The organism is Streptomyces sp. 8K308 (assembly GCF_004348315.1).
GTDB lineage: Bacteria > Actinomycetota > Actinomycetes > Streptomycetales > Streptomycetaceae > Streptomyces.
Genome location: NZ_SMKC01000003.1, coordinates 65,662 through 81,355, shown reverse-complemented (window position 1 = coordinate 81,355; position 15,694 = coordinate 65,662). Strand labels below are relative to the sequence as shown.

Below are 15,694 nucleotides of genomic sequence, written 5' to 3'. Positions count from 1 at the left end.
ACCCCCCGCCACCGCACCGAGAAGAGCGATGAACACACCTCTGACCGATTCACCGGCCACGGACGAGGCACTGGCACGCCGCCGAGCGGCGATCGCCGCACTCGGCCACGAGCTGCGGGACCTGGTGGACGCCGCCGTGCGCACCACCGCCGCGGACGAGACGTTGCACCAGGCCCTGGACGACGTCCGTCGCCTCACCGCTGAGTTGACGGTCGGCCAGCGGGCGCCAGCCGAGATATCGCCCGTGGACGAGTTCCCCGGCGGGCTGCGGATGTACAGCCCGGTCACCGGCCAGGGCAGCCCGCTCGCCCCGCCCATGGAGGTGGTCGCGGACGACGCCTGCCTCGTCGGTCGGTGCGTCCTCGGCTCAGCCCACGAGGGCCCGCCCGGCTTCGCGCACGGCGGCATGAGCGCCATGCTGCTCGACGAACTCATGGGCCACGCCTGCGCGGCGGCGGGAACGCCCGCGATGACCATCTCCCTCCGGCTGCGCTACCAGGGCCCCGTCCCACTGGCGACGCCGCTGCGGGTCGTCGCCCGGGTCGTCCGCACCGAGGGCCGCAAGCTCCACGTCGACGGCTCGATCGCCACCGAGACCGCCCCGGCCAGCGCGCTGGTGGCCGCCGACGCCGTCTTCGTCGCGCCCGACCCCGCGCGCTTCCACGAGCTCTTCCCATGCCTGCCGGCCACCCCCTGAGCACGGCCGGCGCAGGACGAGCGCCTCACGGGTCGAGGAAGTTCCCGTAGCACGTGCCCGGTTCGAGCCAGAACGGTCGGGTTCGCGGGGTTCCGCGTGGGCGGCGAATCCCATACGTCCTGTGCCCATGTCGAACAAACCAGGATTACCTTCCCGACGCGGTGTCCTGCGCACCGCTGCCGCCGCCGCGGACAGCGCGGCGCCCAGCCTGCCGGGCGACCTGACGGCCCACCGCTCCCCCTACCTCAACTGGGCGGGCGAGAACGCCCATCCCGGCCTGTGAACCTGCGCGCCGCGGACCGGCGCGCAGATCGTCGACTCGCCAACTGGGCCCACGCCGAGGGCTGGCGGCTGCGCCCCCGCGGCAAGTCCCACACCTGGTCGCCGCTGACCATCACCCCCGACACCTCCCCCGACGCCCGGGTGCTGCTCGTCGACACGACGGCCCACCTGACGGCGACCGAGCTGGTCACGCCGCCCGCCGGGGCGCCCGGCGCGGTCCTGGCCCAGACCGGCGTGACGCTGGAGACACTGATGGGGTTCCTCGCCGACCACGGCCTCGGCGTGACCAACACCCCCGCGCCCGGGGAGCTGACGCTCGGCGGCACCCTCGCCATCGACGCGCACGGCACCAGCGTCCCCGCCGACGGCGAGCCGGCGCGCCCGGGACACACCTACGGCACCCTCAGCAACCTGGTGCTCGCCGTGACCACCGTGGTGTGGGACGAGCCGAGCGGCGCCTACGTGCTGCACACCTTCGAGCGGGGCAGGGCCCCCGAGTGCGACGCGCTCGCGGCGCACCTGGGGCGGAGCTTCGTCGTCGAGGCGGTGCTCCAGGCCGGCAAGGAGAGCGCGATGCGCTGCGTCAGCCGGGTCGACGTCCCGTCCGACGAACTGTTCGCCGCGCCGGGCAGCGCGGAGGCCGCGGGCGGCCGGACGTTCGCCGACTTCCTGGCGCCCGGCGGGCGCGTGGAGACGATTTGGTTCGCCTTCACCGACCGGCCCTGGCTGAAGGTGTGGAGCCTGAGTCCGGAGAAGCCGGCCACCTCGCGGCCGGTGCTCGGCCCCTACAACTACCCGTTCAGCGACACCGTCCCCACCCCCGTGTCCCGGCTCGCCGGGCGCCTGGTATCTCGCGCCGACGCTCGGGGCGTTGCAGTACACCATCGCGGCGACCGGGCTGACGGCGACGCTCGCCGGCGACCTGTGGGGCGCCTCGCACCACCTGATGTTCTACCTGCGGCCGCCCACGCTGCGGGAAACCGCCAACGGCTACGCCATCCTCACCCGGCGCGCGGACGGGTGCAGCGGGTCATCTCGGAGTTCGCCGGCTTCTACCGGGAGCGTCTCGAAGCGTGGGCGAGGGACGGGCGGTTCCCGGTGAACGGGCAGGTGGAGATCCGCGTCGGCGGCCTCGACCAGACCTCGGACGTGGCGGCGCCCGGGGCCCGACCCCCGCTGCTCTCGGTGGTCCGCCCGCACCCGGACCACCCGGAGTTCGACCGCGCGGTCTGGGCGGACGCTGCCGGGCACCCCAGGCGCGGCCGAGTTCTACCGGGAGCTGGAACGTTTCTGCCTGGCGACCTTCGACGGCGGGCACGCGCTGACCCGCGTCGAGTGGTCCAAGGGGTGGGGTTACACCGACACCGCGGCCTGGGCGGATCCGGAGGTCATCGGCACGGTCGTGCCGCGGTCGTACGGCGAGGGGCAGTGGGCCGAGGGCACCGAGCTGTTGCGCCGCCTCGACCCGCACGGCGTGTTCGGCAACGCGTTCCTCGACGGGCTGCTCGGCCCCTGATCAGGCACGGGCGGCGAGGCGGCTGCCGATCAGGACCATGCGCAGGGCCCGTTCGGCGGCGTCCGCCAGGAACTCCCCGCCGCGCGCCAGCGCCTCCGGCAGGCCGACGGGCGCGGGCAGGATGCCGCTGTAGGCGTCGACTCCAGTCAGGTGGACCTCCCTGGCACCCTCTCCGATCGTGCCGGCGAGCGCCAGGACGGGAACGCCGTGTGCCCGGGCGCGGCGCGCCACCTCGCCGGGGATCTTGCCGAACGGCGTCTGCCCGTCGAGCGCGCCCTCCGCGGTGACGACGAGGTCGGCGCCGGCGATCCTGGCGTCGAGGTCCAGGTGGTCGAGGAACACCCGGAACCGTGGCAGCAGCCGGGCGCCGAGCGCGGCGAGCCCCGCCCCGAGGCCGCCGGAGGCCCCGGTGCCTGGGCCGGTGCGGAGGTCCACGTCGAGCGGGCCGAGGTCGCGCTCCAGGACGGTCGCCCAGTGGTCGAGGGCCGCCGAGAGCTCCTCGGTCTGGGCGGGGGTGGCGCCCTTCTGCGGGCCGAAGACCCGGGCCACGCCGCGCGGTCCGCACAGCACGTTGTGCGGGTTGACGGCGACGGTGATCTCGGTGGTGGCCAGGCGGCGGTCGAGGCCGGTGGGGTCGATCCGTGCCAGCCGACGCAACGCCCCGCCGCCCGGGGGAAGTTCGCGCCCCCTGGCGTCCAGCAGCCGGGCGCCGAGCGCCTGCAGCGCGCCGGCCCCACCGTCGGAGGTGCCCGAGTCGCCGCAGCCGACCAGGACCTGGCGCGCGCCCGTGTCGAGGGCGGCGCGGACGAGTTCGCCCACGCCGCGGGTGGTGGTGGCGGTCGGGTCGCGGCGGCCGGCAGGGACCAGTGCGAGGCCGGCCACGGCGGCCATCTCCACGACCGCGGTGCCGGGCGCCCCTGGGGCGTCGGGCAGGAGCGCGAAGTGGGTGTCGACCGGGTCGCCGACCGGTCCCGTGGCCAGGCGCGGCACGAGCCGCCCGCCGCCCGCCGCGGCCAGTGCCCGGGCCGTGCCCTCGCCGCCGTCGACCAGCGGCAGCAGGTCGACGACGGCGTCGGGCACGGCGCGCAGCAGCCCCTCGGCGATGGCCTCGGCGGCCTCGGCGGCGGACAGCGACTCCTTCATGCCGCTGGGCGCCACGACGAATCGGTACACGGTTGTCTCCTTGTTCTGGGTGTCTCTTGGTTCTCGGGGTCCCTCAGGGGGCGACGCCGAGCAACGGCCACACGGCGAGCGCGAACAGCAGGACGAGGCCGGCGGTCAGCGGGGCCAGCACGGCGGAAAGCCGCAGCAGGTCGCGGGGCGTGTAGGTGGGGGCGTCGGGCACGTCGGCGAAGAGCGCCACCGGCTTGGCCGAGGCGGGCAGCGTGTGGCAGAAGCCGGCCGCGGCCGTGGAGGCCAGTGCGGCGGCGACCGGGTCCACGCCGCAGGCCGCGGCGGAGGCGACCACCAGGGGGACGAGGACGCTTGAGCGGGCGGAGCGCGACTGGAGGACCAGGTGGGCCGCGGTGCTGACGGCGACGACGACGCCGAGGAAGAGCCAGGCGGGGACCGCGGCGTCGCCGGGCAGTCCCGACGTCAGCCAGCCGGCGGCCCCGGAGTCGGAGAGCGCGACGCCCATCGCCATGGTGGCCGCCATGAACAGCAGCAGCGACCAGGGCACGGTGCCCAGCGCGTCCTTCAGCCTGATGGTGCCGAGGGCGGGCGCGGTGATGACGACGGCCCCGATGAGCGCGACCAGCGCGGGCGGTACCCCGTGCAGGGGCTCGCTGCACCACAGCACGACGACGCTGGCCAGCAGTCCGGCGCAGCGGACCTCGGCCTGGCTCAGCGAGCCGGTCAGCCGCTGTTCCGTGTGCCGCTGGATGTCCTCGACGGCCAACTCGACCGGGCCGCGGCGGTCGGCGCGCCGGGTGGTGGTCAACAAAACGACCTCGGCGGCGAGATGGGAGGAGACCACGGCGAGCGGCAGGCCGAGCAGCAACCACTCGTGGAAGCCGATGCGTTCGCCGGTGGTCTCCCACAGCACCGAGACGGTGATCAGGTGGGCGCCCGCGCCGATCAGGGTGGCGACCGCGGACAGCAGGATGACCGTGGGGAAGAGCAGCGCCAGGGCGACGACCAGCCGGGGCCGACCGGACAGCGCCCTGGCGAGGGCGAGGAAGACCGGCAGCGCCAGGGCGGCGCGCCCGGAGGTCGCGGGGATCGCGAAGGCCGTGACGACGAGGGCCGCCGTGGTCAGGTGCACCAGCTGTCGCACGGTGCGCGCGCCGGTGACGAGGAAGACGGCGGCGCGGGCGGCGAGTCCGCTGCTCGCCACCGCGGCGGCCAGCACGAAAGCGCAGATCAGCAGCCAGACGGTGGGGTCGCCGAGGGTGCCGAACAGGGTGTCGGCGCTGACCACGCCCGTGGCGGTCAGGGCGAGTCCGGCGCCCAGCGCCACATAGGTGTCGTCGAGGGGCGTGCCGATCCAGGCGCAGGTGGCCAGGGCGAACACCACGAGCGTGAGGCGGGCGTCACCGCTCAGGCCGGGGAAGTTGGTCGGAACGAGCAGCAGGCCGCACACGCTCAGCGCCACGCACAGGGTGACGGCCTGCCGGTTGGTGAGGGTCACCCGACCAGTTTTCGAACCGGTGGTGAGCCATGGATGAACGGTTCATGAGAGACACTTCATGAGAGACACGGGGGTTGAGGAACATCGGAACGAAAACCGGCGCTAAGCCTCGATCGCTGCTGGTGGGCGGCTGACCGGACGTCGGCGTCCGGCTCCGGCTGAAGTCTTGCCGCAGATAACGCCCTGTTATCTGCGCTATCACTCCGCGCGACCTGCGGGGACGTTCTCCGCACGCCGCATGAAGCGGCCCTGTTATCTGTGGCAAGGGGGAAGTGGTGACCACCGTCGTGCAACTGCCGGCCGGGAAGGCGCTGACCGTTCGCGCGGCGGCCGATGCCTTTCTCGACTCGCTCCGCAATCCGAACACGGTCCGCAGCTACGCGACCGGCGTCGGAAAGACCGCCGAGCGGATCGGCGAGGCCCGCCCGCTCGCGGCGGTGGTGGACGACGAGATCGGCGAGGCGCTGGAGCTGTTGTGGGGTACCGCGGCGGTCGGCACCTGGAACGCCCGCCGGGCGGCGGTGCTGTCGTGGCTGGGCTGGTGCGAGGAGTACGGCTACGACGGCCCGGCGGTCCCGGCCTGGACGAAGCGGTTGGCGGTGCCGGACTCCGAGACCCCGGCCCGCTCGAAGGTGGCCGTGGACCGGCTTATCGCCCGCCGCGAGGTCCACCTGCGGGAGAAGACGCTGTGGCGGATGCTCTACGAGACCGCCGCCCGCGCGGAGGAGATCCTCGGCGTGAACATCGAGGACCTGGACCTCGCCGCACGCCGCTGCCTGGTCAAGGCCAAAGGCGCCCGGAGTAAGGCCCGCCGCCGCGGGCAGGCGCGCGAAGACCTCGTGCCGGAGACCGTCTACTGGGACGCCGGCACCGCACGACTCCTGCCCCGCCTGCTGCGCGGCCGTCCCCGGGGCCCGGTGTTCGTCACCCACCGCCGCTCCGGCCCGGGGAAGGTGGTCAGCCCGCGCGTCGTGTGCCCGGACACCGGCCTGGCCCGTCTCTCTTACGGCCAGGCCCGCGCTCTGTTGGACGAGCACACCGCCGTGCGCGGACCGGGAACCGGCTGGGACCTGCACGAGTACCGCCATTCCGCCCTCACCCATCTCGGCGAGCAAGGGGCCTCTCTGCTGATGCTGATGGCGAAGTCCCGGCACAAGAAGCCGGAGAACGTCCGCCGATACTTCAAGCCGTCCCCGGACGCGATCGCCGAGCTCACCAGCCTGCTCGCCCCCGGCGACAGCAGGCGCTGACCGTGATGCAGATCAGACCGGGCCGTCGCGCTCAGCAGCAGTACTTCAGGTACTCCTGGAGCTCGGCGAGGGCTTGGGCGGTGTGTTCCTTGTCGGCTCTGTAGAGCACGGTCTTGCCGTCGCGGCGGGAGGTGACGATGCCGCCGCGGCGCAGGAGGTTGAGCTGCTGAGAGGCGGCGGAGTGGCTGAGGCCGGCGCGTTCGGCGACCTCGCCGACGGACAGTTCGGCGCTGCGGGAGAACAGCAGCATGATCTGCTGGCGGGTCTCGCTGGCGAGGGCCTTGAGGAAGTCGTGGGTGGTCGGGCTTAGTTCCGCGTCCAGGTCGACATCGGCCGGGGAGGCGTCGGCCGCGCCGGGCGGCGCGCAGCACGCTGCGGCCTCCCGGCCCGCCTGGGGCTCTGCCTTGGGCCTCACGGTCTGGTCGGTCATCGGGTCCACCTCGCTTCCTGGCCCACCTTACTCCCAACGTCACTTTGACATATTAGAAAACAACATTATGTTCTGGGTCATGGTCAATACGAGCGAACCTGTCATCGTCGTCATCGGGGGCGGCCAGTCCGGACTGGCCGCCGCCCACGCCGCCCGCGAAGCCGGTCTTGCCCCGGTGGTGTTGGAGGCGTCAGACCGGCCGGTGGGGGCGTGGCCCAGCTACTACGACAGCCTCACCTTGTTCTCCCCAGCGCGGTTCAGCGCGCTGCCGGGCCTAAAGTTCCCCGGCGATCCGGAGCGGTACCCGCACCGCGACGAGGTGGTCGCCTACCTGGAGGCGTACGCCGCGACCGTCGATGCGGACATCCGCACCCGCACCCGCGCCGCGTCGGTCGAGCAGTCCGGCCGCGGGTTCGTGGTGCGCACCGACGCCGGGGAGGAGATACCGGCCGCGGGCGTCGTCGTCGCCACCGGCTCCAGGCCCCTGGTCCCCGAGCTGCCGGGCGCGGACGGCTTCACGGGCGAGGTGCTGCACGCGGCCGACTACCGCAACCGTGCCCCCTACGCGGGCAAGCGGGTCGTGGTGGTGGGGGCGGGGAACTCGGCAGTGCAGATCGGCTACGAGCTCACCGAGACCGCATCGGTGACGCTCGCGTCCCGGGCGCCGGTGCACTTCCTGCCGCAGCGCTCCCGCGGCCAGGACGTGCACCACTGGGCGGTGACCAGCGGGTTCGACCTGCTGCCGCCCGCGTGGCTGGTGCACCTGGCGCCGGGCCGGCTGGTCAACGACGACGGCCGCTACAGCAAGGCGGTCGCCTCCGGGCTGCTGGAGCGGCGGGAGATGTTCACCGCCCTCGACGGCGACCAGGTCGTGTGGGCGGACGGCAGCCGTGAACGCGTGGACGTGGTGTTGCTGGCGACCGGCTATGTGCCCAACGCCGCGTTCCTGGCCGGGCTCGGCGCGGTCGATGCGGCGGGGATGCCGGTGCACTCCGGCGGGCTGTCCGCGACCCATCCCGGTCTGGCGTTCGTGGGGCTGGAGTTCCAGCGGTCGTTCGCGTCCAACACCCTGCGCGGGGTGTCCGCTGACGCCGTGCACGTGATGGCGCCGCTGGCCGCGTATGCCTGCGGCGCGGCCACCGCCGTCGGGCTGTGACCGGACCGTCCCGCCGTACGCCCGCCCCGGCGTCCCCCGCGACCGAGACCGGTCCGCGCGTCGGGGCGGGTGCCCGGGGGACGGTCCGGAACTGACTCTGGTCGGAAGACTTGCAACCGGTACCCAGATACAGGTTCACCACCTACTCCTCGTCCACCGAATCCGGGTCGCGCAGCGGCCGTAGGCCGCCAGGCAGGTCCGGCAGGGAGAACGAGTATCGGCCCAGCATGTTGATGTGGTGCCGGACGAACGGCGAGAGGCGGGCGACGTCCTCGTCCCGGACCTCGAAGCCGTCCGCCCGCAGCTGGGTGACGGCGGCGTCCATGTACCGGGTGTCGAACAGGACCAGGGCATTGAGGACGCGGCCGAGGGCGCCGATCTGCTCTTCCATGCCGTCCTGGTAGCGCTGGTAGAGCTGCCCGGCCCGGCCGTGGAAGATCTTCCGGGCCAGGGCGTGGCGGCCTTCCTGGAGGTTGGCCTGCACTCGAACAGCGCGGCGATCGCCGCGGCCAGCTCGTGGCGGGGTACCACCTGCTCGATCGCCGCCCACATCGCCTCCAGGCTCTCCACCTTCGGCTCCGGCGGCACGTCCGTCGGGTCGTCCAGGAACACCCCGAGATAACGCGCGGTCGTGAGCTTTGCCGCGAACCCCAGGCGGTTGTGGGCCCGCCTCTTGGACTCGATCAGCTCCCGGTCCGCGTCATCCAGGAAGAAGAAGCGCTCCAACTCCGTACGGGACGGCGCCCCGTGATACGCCGCGTACGCGGCAGCCTGCTCATCAGTCAAAAACTCGACCGGCACCCCGGACCTCCAGACAGTCGATCAACACGACTGCTGAAGGTTCATCCCTCGCAGAAGCCCAGGTCAAAGCCCTCAGTGAGGCCGGGCAGGCTTAGCGCCGGTTTTCGTTCCGATGTTCCTCAGCCCCCGACACTGCGTGCGGGGCGCTCCATGCGGCCCTCGGGGGGTCAGTCCGGGTGCGGCAGCCGGTACCCCATGCCGCGTATGGTCTCCACCCGGTGGGCGCCCAACTTCTTGCGGAGCGCCCGCACGTACACGTCGACGATGTTGGAGCCCGGGTCGAAGTCGTACCCCCACACGTGGGAGAGGATCTGCTCCCGCGACAGCACCTGCCCCGGGTGGCGGAGGAAGAGCTCCAGGAGCACGAACTCCCGCGCCGACAGGTCGACCAGGGTCTGTCCCGCTCTGGCCCTGCGGGTGCGCAGGTCGAGGCTGAGGTCGCCGCAGCGCAGCACCGTCACCTCGGGCGCGCGGGCGGCGGTGCGCAGCCGCAGCCGCACGCGGGCCAGCAGCTCCTCGAAGCGGAAGGGCTTGGTCATCCAGTCGTCGGCGCCACCCTCGAGCCCGGCGACGGTGTCCCGCACGGAGTCACGGGCGGTCAGCACGATCACGGGGAGGGTCACCCTGGCCTCCCGCAGCTCGCGCAGCACCGTGAAGCCGTCCCGGCCCGGCAGGCCGATGTCGAGGACGACGAGGTCGTAGCCGCCGCCGCGGGCCTGGTCGAGGGCGGTGTCGCCGTCGGAGGCGACGGCGGTGACGAAGCCGTTGGCGCGCAGGCCCTTCTCGACGAAGGAGGCGATGCGCTCCTCGTCCTCGGCGATGAGGATGCGGTTCACTCTGACTCCTGAAGACGCTGGGCGTGCTGGGTGTGCTGGACCGGGAGGACGAGGACGAAGGTGGCACCGCCGCCCGGCGTGGGCCGGTGCTCGACCCGACCGTGGTGGCCCCGGGCGATGGCCCGTACGATGGACAGGCCGAGCCCGGCGCCACCGCGCTCGCCGCCGCGGCGGGTGGTGCCCCGGCGGAAGCGCTCGAAGATGACCTCGGCGTCCCGCGGCACGACGCCCGGCCCGGTGTCGGCCACGTACAGCTCGACGTCCCCGGCCAGCAGCCGGGAGCCGATCCGGACGGTCTGGCCGGGCACCGTGTGCTGCACGGCGTTCTGCGCGAGCTGCACCATGGCCTGGGTGACGCGCTGGGCGTCGAGCGCGACCTCGTGCTCGGCGACCTCGGGCAGCTCCCAGCGGCGGTCGCCGAGGGCCCTGGCCTTGACGTAGACGTCGGCGGTGAGCTCGGCGAGCTGGACGGGCGCGGCCCGGACGAAGTCGGGGCGTTCGGCGGTGGCGAGCAACAGCAGGTCCTCGACGATGCGGCTCATGCGGTCCAGTTCGTCGGTGACCAGGCGCAGCGTCTCGCGGCGTTCGGCGGCGGCCGCCGGCCCCTCGTCGGTGCTCATCAGCTCCAGGTGGCCGCGGACGATGGTGATGGGGGTGCGGAGTTCGTGGCCGGCGTCGTCGACGAAGTCGCGTTGCGCGGCGAAGGCCCGTTCCAGGCGGTCGAGCATGGCGTTGAACGTCTCGGCGAGCGCGGAGATGTCGTCCCGACCGCGGATGGGTATGCGGCGGGTGAGGTCCTGTTCCGTGAGCTGGGCAGCGGTGGCGCGGACGAGCCGGACCGGTGCCAGGATGCGGCCGGCGACCGCCCAGCCGACGGCGCAGCTCATCAGCAGCGCGACGCCGGAGATGACCAGGAGGATGCGGACGGCGTTCTCCGCCGAGTCGCCGGCGGGGTCGTCGTGGGCGGCGACGATGAACACGGCCGCCGGCTGGTCGGGTCCGTGGTCGATGCGGACCTTGGCCCAGCGGACGACGCCGGTGTCGCGGTGGAGGGTGCCGGTGCTCGACGGGTCCTCGCTGATCCGCTCGAGCGAGGCGCCGTCCTGGTACAGCGGCAGCCGGGAGGCGATGTCGCGGGGCTGGCGGATGACGCGCGGGGCCGGCGACTCGCGGATGTAGCCCAGCAGTTCCTCGGCCGGCTCCGGGTACTGGCGTTCAAGGAAGACGGTCAGCAGCCGGCGGGGCTCGGTGAACGGGCCGCCGGTCTCCGGGTCCCGGCCGCGGTCCACGAAGTTCGCGAACTCCGACGTCTCCTGGGCCAGGAGCTGGTCGACGCGCTCCTCGGCGTCGCGCAGCAGTATCGACCGGGTGGTGAGCACCACGGTGGCGAGCGCGACGGCCATCACGACCAGCAGCCAGAGCAGTATGCGGAGGCGGGCCGAGAGCCGGAAGCGGCCGGCGCTCTCCTCACCCGTCGTCGTCGCCGGCGTCGCCCCGGTCGTCCGCGTCGTCGGCGTCGTCTCCGGCGTCGTCTCCGGCGTCGTCGTCGGGGGTGTCATCGACGGATCCCTCGGTAGGGGACGGCTGCGGCACGACGTCCTCGCGGGGCGGAGCCGGCTCGGTGGGCGAGGTGTTCTCCGCCTCCCCGCCTCCGCCGGTGTCCGCGCCGCCCTGCTCGTCCCCGACCCGTTCCAGCTCGACCTCCGAGGGTCCTGACGGGTCCGCGGGGTCGTCGCTGAGCAGGAAGCTCGTGCCCGCGATGCCCACGGGTATGAGGACCACTGCGGCCAGGGTCGCCATGCGGTGCGTGAATGTCATGGCACCACGATGGGACCCCTCCACGACCAACCACATGAAGAGATGATGAGAACTTCTTCATCATCGACCTATCGGTACACCGCGCCGGCCGGAGTGCCGGGACGGGTGCCTACGCGCAGGACGGGCACAGGCCGCGGTAGGTGACCTCGACGTCGGAGACGGTGAAGCCGAACCGCTCCTCCGTGGGGAGATCGGCCATCGGGTCGCCGGTCGGGTGGACGTCGCGGATGGTCCCACAGTTCGAGCACACCAGGTGGTGGTGCGGGCGGTGGGCGTTGGGGTCGTAGCGCTTGGCGCGGCCGTCGGTCGAGACCTCTATCACCTCACCGAGCGAGACCAGTTCGCCCAGGGTGTTGTAGACGGTCGCCCGGGATATCTCGGGCAGTCGCAGGGCCGCGCGGGCGTGCACCTCGTCGGCCGTGAGGTGCACGTGATCGCCGTCGAGGACCTCCGCGACGACCCGCCGCTGGGAGGTCATTCGCCAGCCGCGCCCGCGCAGTCGCTCCAGCAGGTCACTCATGTCGGCTCACCTATCAGGTTCGGAGGGATACCCGAAGTCACCAGATCGGGGTCCGGGCTCCGACTGGATACGACCTTGGGGTCCATCTTGACTTGAACTCTGTCTATCGTAGGATCAGTTCCGGCGTAAGCCAAGGGAGGGACGGGTCCAGTACGGCAGGAGACCCAGGACGTGACCACGGCCGTCTCCCTGCGAGTCGGGTGTCCTCCCCGACAGTCACACCGCCCACTGCCGGAAGGATTCCCATGTCCGAGAACCATGAAGCGATCGTCGTAGACCCGAAGACCGACGGCGCGGGCGGCTGCCCGGTCGCGCACGGGCGTGCCCCGCACCCGACGCAGGGCGGCGGCAACCGCCAGTGGTGGCCGAACCGGCTGAACCTGAAGATCCTCGCCAAGAACCCCGCCGTGGCCAACCCGCTCGGCGAGGAGTTCGACTACGCGGAGGCGTTTAAGAGCCTCGACCTGCCGGCCGTGAAGCGGGACATCGCCGAGGTGCTGACCACCTCGCAGGAGTGGTGGCCGGCCGACTTCGGGCACTACGGCCCGTTCATCATCCGGATGGCCTGGCACAGCGCGGGCACCTACCGGATCAGCGACGGTCGCGGCGGCGCGGGCGCCGGGCAGCAGCGCTTCGCCCCGCTCAACAGCTGGCCGGACAACGCCAACCTGGACAAGGCCCGCCGCCTGCTGTGGCCGGTCAAGAAGAAGTACGGCCAGAGCCTCTCGTGGGCCGACCTCATGATCCTCGCCGGCAACGTCGCCCTGGAGACCATGGGCTTCACGACCTTCGGTTTCGCCGGCGGCCGCGCGGACGTCTGGGAGCCCGAGGAGGACGTCTACTGGGGCCCGGAGACCACCTGGCTCGGCGACGAGCGCTACTCCGGCGACCGGGAGCTCGAGACCCCGCTCGGCGCGGTGCAGATGGGCCTCATCTACGTGAACCCGGAGGGCCCGAACGGCAACCCGGACCCGATCGCCGCGGCCCGCGACATCCGTGAGACCTTCCGCCGGATGGCGATGAACGACGAGGAGACCGTCGCCCTCGTCGCCGGCGGCCACACCTTCGGCAAGACCCACGGCGCCGGCCCGGCCGACAACGTCGGCGCCGACCCCGAGGCGGCCACGCTGGAGGAGCAGGGCCTCGGCTGGCGGAACTCGTTCGGCACCGGCAAGGGCGGGGACACGATCACCAGCGGCCTCGAGGGCACCTGGACCCCGACCCCGGTGGCATGGGACAACAGCTTCTTCGAGACCCTCTTCGGCTACGAGTGGGAGCTGTTCAAGAGCCCCGCGGGCGCGCACCAGTGGCGGCCGAAGGACGGCGCGGGCGCCGGCACCGTGCCCGACGCGCACGACGCCTCGAAGAGCCACGCCCCGACGATGCTGACGACCGACCTCGCGCTCCGCTTCGACCCGGTCTACGAGCAGATCTCGCGGCGCTTCCTGGAGAACCCCGCGGAGTTCGCGGACGCCTTCGCCCGCGCCTGGTTCAAGCTGACCCACCGCGACATGGGCCCGATCGTGCGCTACCTCGGCCCCGAGGTCCCGACCGAGACCCTGCTGTGGCAGGACCCGCTGCCGGCCGTGACGCACGAGCTGGTCGACGCGGCGGACGTCGCCGCCCTCAAGGAGCGGGTCCTCGCTTCCGGCCTCTCGGTCTCCCAGCTCGTGTCCACCGCCTGGGCCTCGGCCGCGTCCTTCCGCGGCAGCGACAAGCGTGGCGGGGCCAACGGCGCTCGGGTCCGCCTCGAGCCGCAGCGCGGCTGGGAGGTCAACGAGCCGGACCAGCTGGCGACCGTGCTGAGCACCCTGGAGGGCATCCAGGAGAGCTTCAACGCCGCCCAGACCGGCGGCAAGCGGGTCTCGCTCGCCGACCTGATCGTGCTGGCCGGCGGCGCCGCCGTCGAGAAGGCCGCGAAGGAGGCCGGCTTCGAGGTCGAGGTGCCGTTCTCCGCGGGCCGCGCCGACGCCACGCAGGAGCAGACCGACGTGGAGTCGTTCGCCGCGCTCGAGCCGACGGCCGACGGCTTCCGCAACTACCTCGGGAAGGGCAACCGGCTGCCGGCCGAGTACCTGCTGATCGACCGGGCCAACCTGCTCACCCTGAGCGCCCCCGAGTTGACGGTCCTCATCGGCGGCCTGCGCGTGCTGGGCGCGAACCACAAGGGGTCGCCGCTCGGCGTCTTCACCGACACCCCGGGCGTGCTCACCAACGACTTCTTCGTCAACCTGCTCGACCTGGGCACGACGTGGAAGGCGACCTCCGAGGACGCGACCACCTTCGAGGGCAGCGACGACGTCACCGGCGAGGTCAGGTGGACCGGCAGCCGCGTCGACCTGCTCTTCGGGTCCAACTCCGAGCTGCGGGCGGTCGCCGAGGTCTACGCGAGCGACGACGCGAAGGAGAAGTTCGTGAGCGACTTCGTCGCCGCCTGGACCAAGGTCATGAACCTGGACCGGTTCGACCTGGTCTGATCCCGCTCGGAGCCCGCTGAACGACGGCGTCCGGGTCGGCCCCGCCTGGGCCGGCCCGGACGCCTCGCGTTCGAGGGCGCGGGCCCTACAGGTTGTCGCGGAGCTGGGTGACGACCATGGCGGTGGCGAAGAACCCGTAGAAGCCCACGGCCAGCACCATGAAGCCGAGGCGACCGCCGCGCAGCCGCACCGCCCGCGGCAGGTCCCGGCGGTTGAGCCGGATCAGCAGCACCGAGTACAGCAGCGTCACCATGGAGGCGGTGCAGGTGGAGATGAGCAGCAGCGACATCGGCTGGTCCACGCCGGACAGCAGGATGGCGGAGCCGAGGGCGATCTCCGTCCACACGGCCGCGACGTAGAGCCTGCCCTCGGTCCAGAAGGCCGACCGGGCGAGGTAGGTCCGCCGGACGAAGTCGCTGACGACCCGGCCCATGATGTCGAGCAGGCCGAGCGAGGCGGCCCACAGGGAGACCACGGCCACCGCGTAGAAGAGGATCTCCAGCCAGTCGCCGGTCTCGGTGCCCAGGACCTCGGCCTGCAGGCGCAGGAACGACGGGTCGTTGGTGACGTCGTCCCGGCCGGACAGCGTCTCGTAGGCCAGCATGGACATCAGGCTGATGGTGAGGAGGCAGACGACGCCGAAGGAGACGATGTGCTCCACGTTGGCGCGCCGCCACCACACGCGCCAGCGGGCCAGGTTGGCCTCGTCCTGCGGGAAGGTGTAGCGGTCGGCGCCCGCCGCCTCGGTCTGGCCGGTGATCGGCGAGACGAGGCGCGGCACGTGGGCCCCCATGCCGTAGCCCTTGTCCCGGATCCAGTTGCTCAGCACGAGGTTGTGCACCCCGCCGGCGCCGGCCGCGCCGAGGCCGCTGAGCAGCATGGTGAAGGTGACGCCCTCCGGGATCCGACCGACGCCGGTGACGGTCTCCTCGGCGGCCTCGCCCCAGGTGCGCCACGAGATCACGGCGACGACGATGACGGCGAGGAAGAGCAGCGTGGCGCCGACCTTGACCAGCTCCACCTTCTCGAGGGTCCGGTAGATCACCGGGGAGACGGTGAGCAGCGCCCATGGTCACCAGGGCCGCCACGGTGATCCAGACGGCGTCTCCCCCGCCCACCGCGTAGGTGAGCACGGTCGACCCGCTGGTCGCCCACCCCGGCCACACGTACTGGAAGGCGGCGGCCAGGCATATGAGCACGCCCCAGCCCGTCCACCAGCGGGAGAATCCGGCGACCACCGTCTGCCCGGTGGCCAGGGTGTAGCGCTCGATCTCCAGGT

Annotated in this window: 13 protein-coding genes and 3 pseudogenes; 7 read left to right on the top strand and 9 right to left on the bottom strand. The window is 72.5% G+C overall.

What is annotated here, in order from left to right:
• Positions 1-28 precede the first annotated feature (28 nt).
• The 4 genes and pseudogenes from E1265_RS01185 to E1265_RS40555 all read left to right on the top strand — a co-directional run bounded on the left by E1265_RS01185 (position 29) and on the right by E1265_RS40555 (position 2,495).
• The gene (locus E1265_RS01185) at positions 29-697 is read left to right on the top strand and encodes a PaaI family thioesterase (protein WP_132928294.1); all 669 of its coding nucleotides are present in this window, start codon (positions 29-31) and stop codon (positions 695-697) included.
• A 1,153-nt stretch (positions 698-1,850) separates the two neighbouring features.
• Positions 1,851-2,081: a cholesterol oxidase substrate-binding domain-containing protein gene (locus E1265_RS40565; RefSeq protein ID WP_347877140.1), complete on the top strand. Its 231-nt coding sequence runs from the start codon at positions 1,851-1,853 to the stop codon at positions 2,079-2,081.
• A pseudogene (locus E1265_RS40560) lies at positions 2,000-2,173 on the top strand (cholesterol oxidase substrate-binding domain-containing protein); the annotation flags it as partial. The gene E1265_RS40565 and the pseudogene E1265_RS40560, both read left to right, overlap by 82 nt.
• A gap of 46 nt (positions 2,174-2,219) precedes the next feature.
• The gene (locus E1265_RS40555) at positions 2,220-2,495 is read left to right on the top strand and encodes a cholesterol oxidase substrate-binding domain-containing protein (protein WP_347877139.1); all 276 of its coding nucleotides are present in this window, start codon (positions 2,220-2,222) and stop codon (positions 2,493-2,495) included.
• On the opposite strand, the gene E1265_RS01175 is transcribed toward E1265_RS40555, so the two are convergent.
• Together E1265_RS01175 and E1265_RS01170 are read right to left on the bottom strand one after the other, a co-directional pair.
• Positions 2,496-3,668 carry a glycerate kinase gene (locus E1265_RS01175; RefSeq protein WP_279571382.1) on the bottom strand — a complete coding sequence of 391 codons (1,173 nt, stop codon included), beginning with the start codon at positions 3,666-3,668 and terminating at the stop codon, positions 2,496-2,498.
• A 43-nt stretch (positions 3,669-3,711) separates the two neighbouring features.
• The gene (locus tag E1265_RS01170; RefSeq protein ID WP_132928293.1) at positions 3,712-5,127 is read right to left on the bottom strand and encodes an SLC13 family permease; all 1,416 of its coding nucleotides are present in this window, start codon (positions 5,125-5,127) and stop codon (positions 3,712-3,714) included.
• A gap of 275 nt (positions 5,128-5,402) precedes the next feature.
• Between E1265_RS01170 and E1265_RS01165 the strand changes: the two genes are divergently transcribed.
• On the top strand, positions 5,403-6,377 hold the full coding sequence (locus E1265_RS01165; protein WP_132928292.1) for a site-specific integrase: 975 nt from the start codon (positions 5,403-5,405) through the stop codon (positions 6,375-6,377).
• Between the two features lie 31 nt (positions 6,378-6,408).
• Here E1265_RS01165 and E1265_RS01160 read toward each other — a convergent pair whose 3' ends face one another.
• On the bottom strand, positions 6,409-6,807 hold the full coding sequence (locus E1265_RS01160) for a metalloregulator ArsR/SmtB family transcription factor (protein WP_132928291.1): 399 nt from the start codon (positions 6,805-6,807) through the stop codon (positions 6,409-6,411).
• A 79-nt stretch (positions 6,808-6,886) separates the two neighbouring features.
• Here E1265_RS01160 and E1265_RS01155 point away from each other — a divergent pair, with 79 nt between their 5' ends.
• Positions 6,887-7,963, top strand: a complete 1,077-nt coding sequence (locus E1265_RS01155; protein WP_207930908.1) for an NAD(P)-binding domain-containing protein — start codon at positions 6,887-6,889, stop codon at positions 7,961-7,963.
• A gap of 142 nt (positions 7,964-8,105) precedes the next feature.
• Here E1265_RS01155 and E1265_RS01150 read toward each other — a convergent pair.
• The 5 genes and pseudogenes from E1265_RS01150 to E1265_RS01125 form a co-directional block, all read right to left on the bottom strand.
• A pseudogene (locus E1265_RS01150) lies at positions 8,106-8,462 on the bottom strand (Tn3 family transposase); the annotation flags it as partial.
• 469 nt (positions 8,463-8,931) lie between these two features.
• Positions 8,932-9,600 carry a response regulator transcription factor gene (locus tag E1265_RS01140; protein WP_132928289.1) on the bottom strand — a complete coding sequence of 223 codons (669 nt, stop codon included), beginning with the start codon at positions 9,598-9,600 and terminating at the stop codon, positions 8,932-8,934.
• A complete protein-coding gene (locus E1265_RS01135; RefSeq protein ID WP_132928288.1) occupies positions 9,597-11,159 on the bottom strand; it encodes an ATP-binding protein in 1,563 nt (520 codons plus the stop codon). Before E1265_RS01135 ends, E1265_RS01140 begins: the two co-directional genes overlap by 4 nt.
• Positions 11,068-11,418 carry a small secreted hydrophilic protein gene (locus E1265_RS01130; protein ID WP_132928287.1) on the bottom strand — a complete coding sequence of 117 codons (351 nt, stop codon included), beginning with the start codon at positions 11,416-11,418 and terminating at the stop codon, positions 11,068-11,070. Before E1265_RS01130 ends, E1265_RS01135 begins: the two co-directional genes overlap by 92 nt.
• Before the next feature lie 109 nt (positions 11,419-11,527).
• Positions 11,528-11,938, bottom strand: a complete 411-nt coding sequence (locus E1265_RS01125; protein WP_132928286.1) for a transcriptional repressor — start codon at positions 11,936-11,938, stop codon at positions 11,528-11,530.
• A 245-nt stretch (positions 11,939-12,183) separates the two neighbouring features.
• Here E1265_RS01125 and katG point away from each other — a divergent pair, with 245 nt between their 5' ends.
• A complete protein-coding gene (gene katG / locus E1265_RS01120) occupies positions 12,184-14,415 on the top strand; it encodes a catalase/peroxidase HPI (protein ID WP_132928285.1) in 2,232 nt (743 codons plus the stop codon).
• An 85-nt stretch (positions 14,416-14,500) separates the two neighbouring features.
• Here the strand turns inward: katG and E1265_RS01115 are convergent.
• Positions 14,501-15,653 (bottom strand): annotated as a pseudogene (locus E1265_RS01115) (Nramp family divalent metal transporter).
• Positions 15,654-15,694 lie beyond the last annotated feature (41 nt).

What these genes read in the sequence shown, in the direction of transcription:
- E1265_RS01185 (WP_132928294.1), top strand. Translation starts at nt 29, where the DNA reads ATGAACACACCTCTGACCGATTCACCGGCCACGGACGAGGCACTGGCA.
- E1265_RS01160 (WP_132928291.1), bottom strand. Translation starts at nt 6,807, where the DNA reads ATGACCGACCAGACCGTGAGGCCCAAGGCAGAGCCCCAGGCGGGCCGG.
- E1265_RS01155 (WP_207930908.1), top strand. Translation starts at nt 6,887, where the DNA reads ATGGTCAATACGAGCGAACCTGTCATCGTCGTCATCGGGGGCGGCCAG.
- E1265_RS01135 (WP_132928288.1), bottom strand. Translation starts at nt 11,159, where the DNA reads ATGACACCCCCGACGACGACGCCGGAGACGACGCCGGAGACGACGCCG.
- E1265_RS01130 (WP_132928287.1), bottom strand. Translation starts at nt 11,418, where the DNA reads ATGACATTCACGCACCGCATGGCGACCCTGGCCGCAGTGGTCCTCATA.
- E1265_RS01125 (WP_132928286.1), bottom strand. Translation starts at nt 11,938, where the DNA reads ATGAGTGACCTGCTGGAGCGACTGCGCGGGCGCGGCTGGCGAATGACC.
- katG (WP_132928285.1), top strand. Translation starts at nt 12,184, where the DNA reads ATGTCCGAGAACCATGAAGCGATCGTCGTAGACCCGAAGACCGACGGC.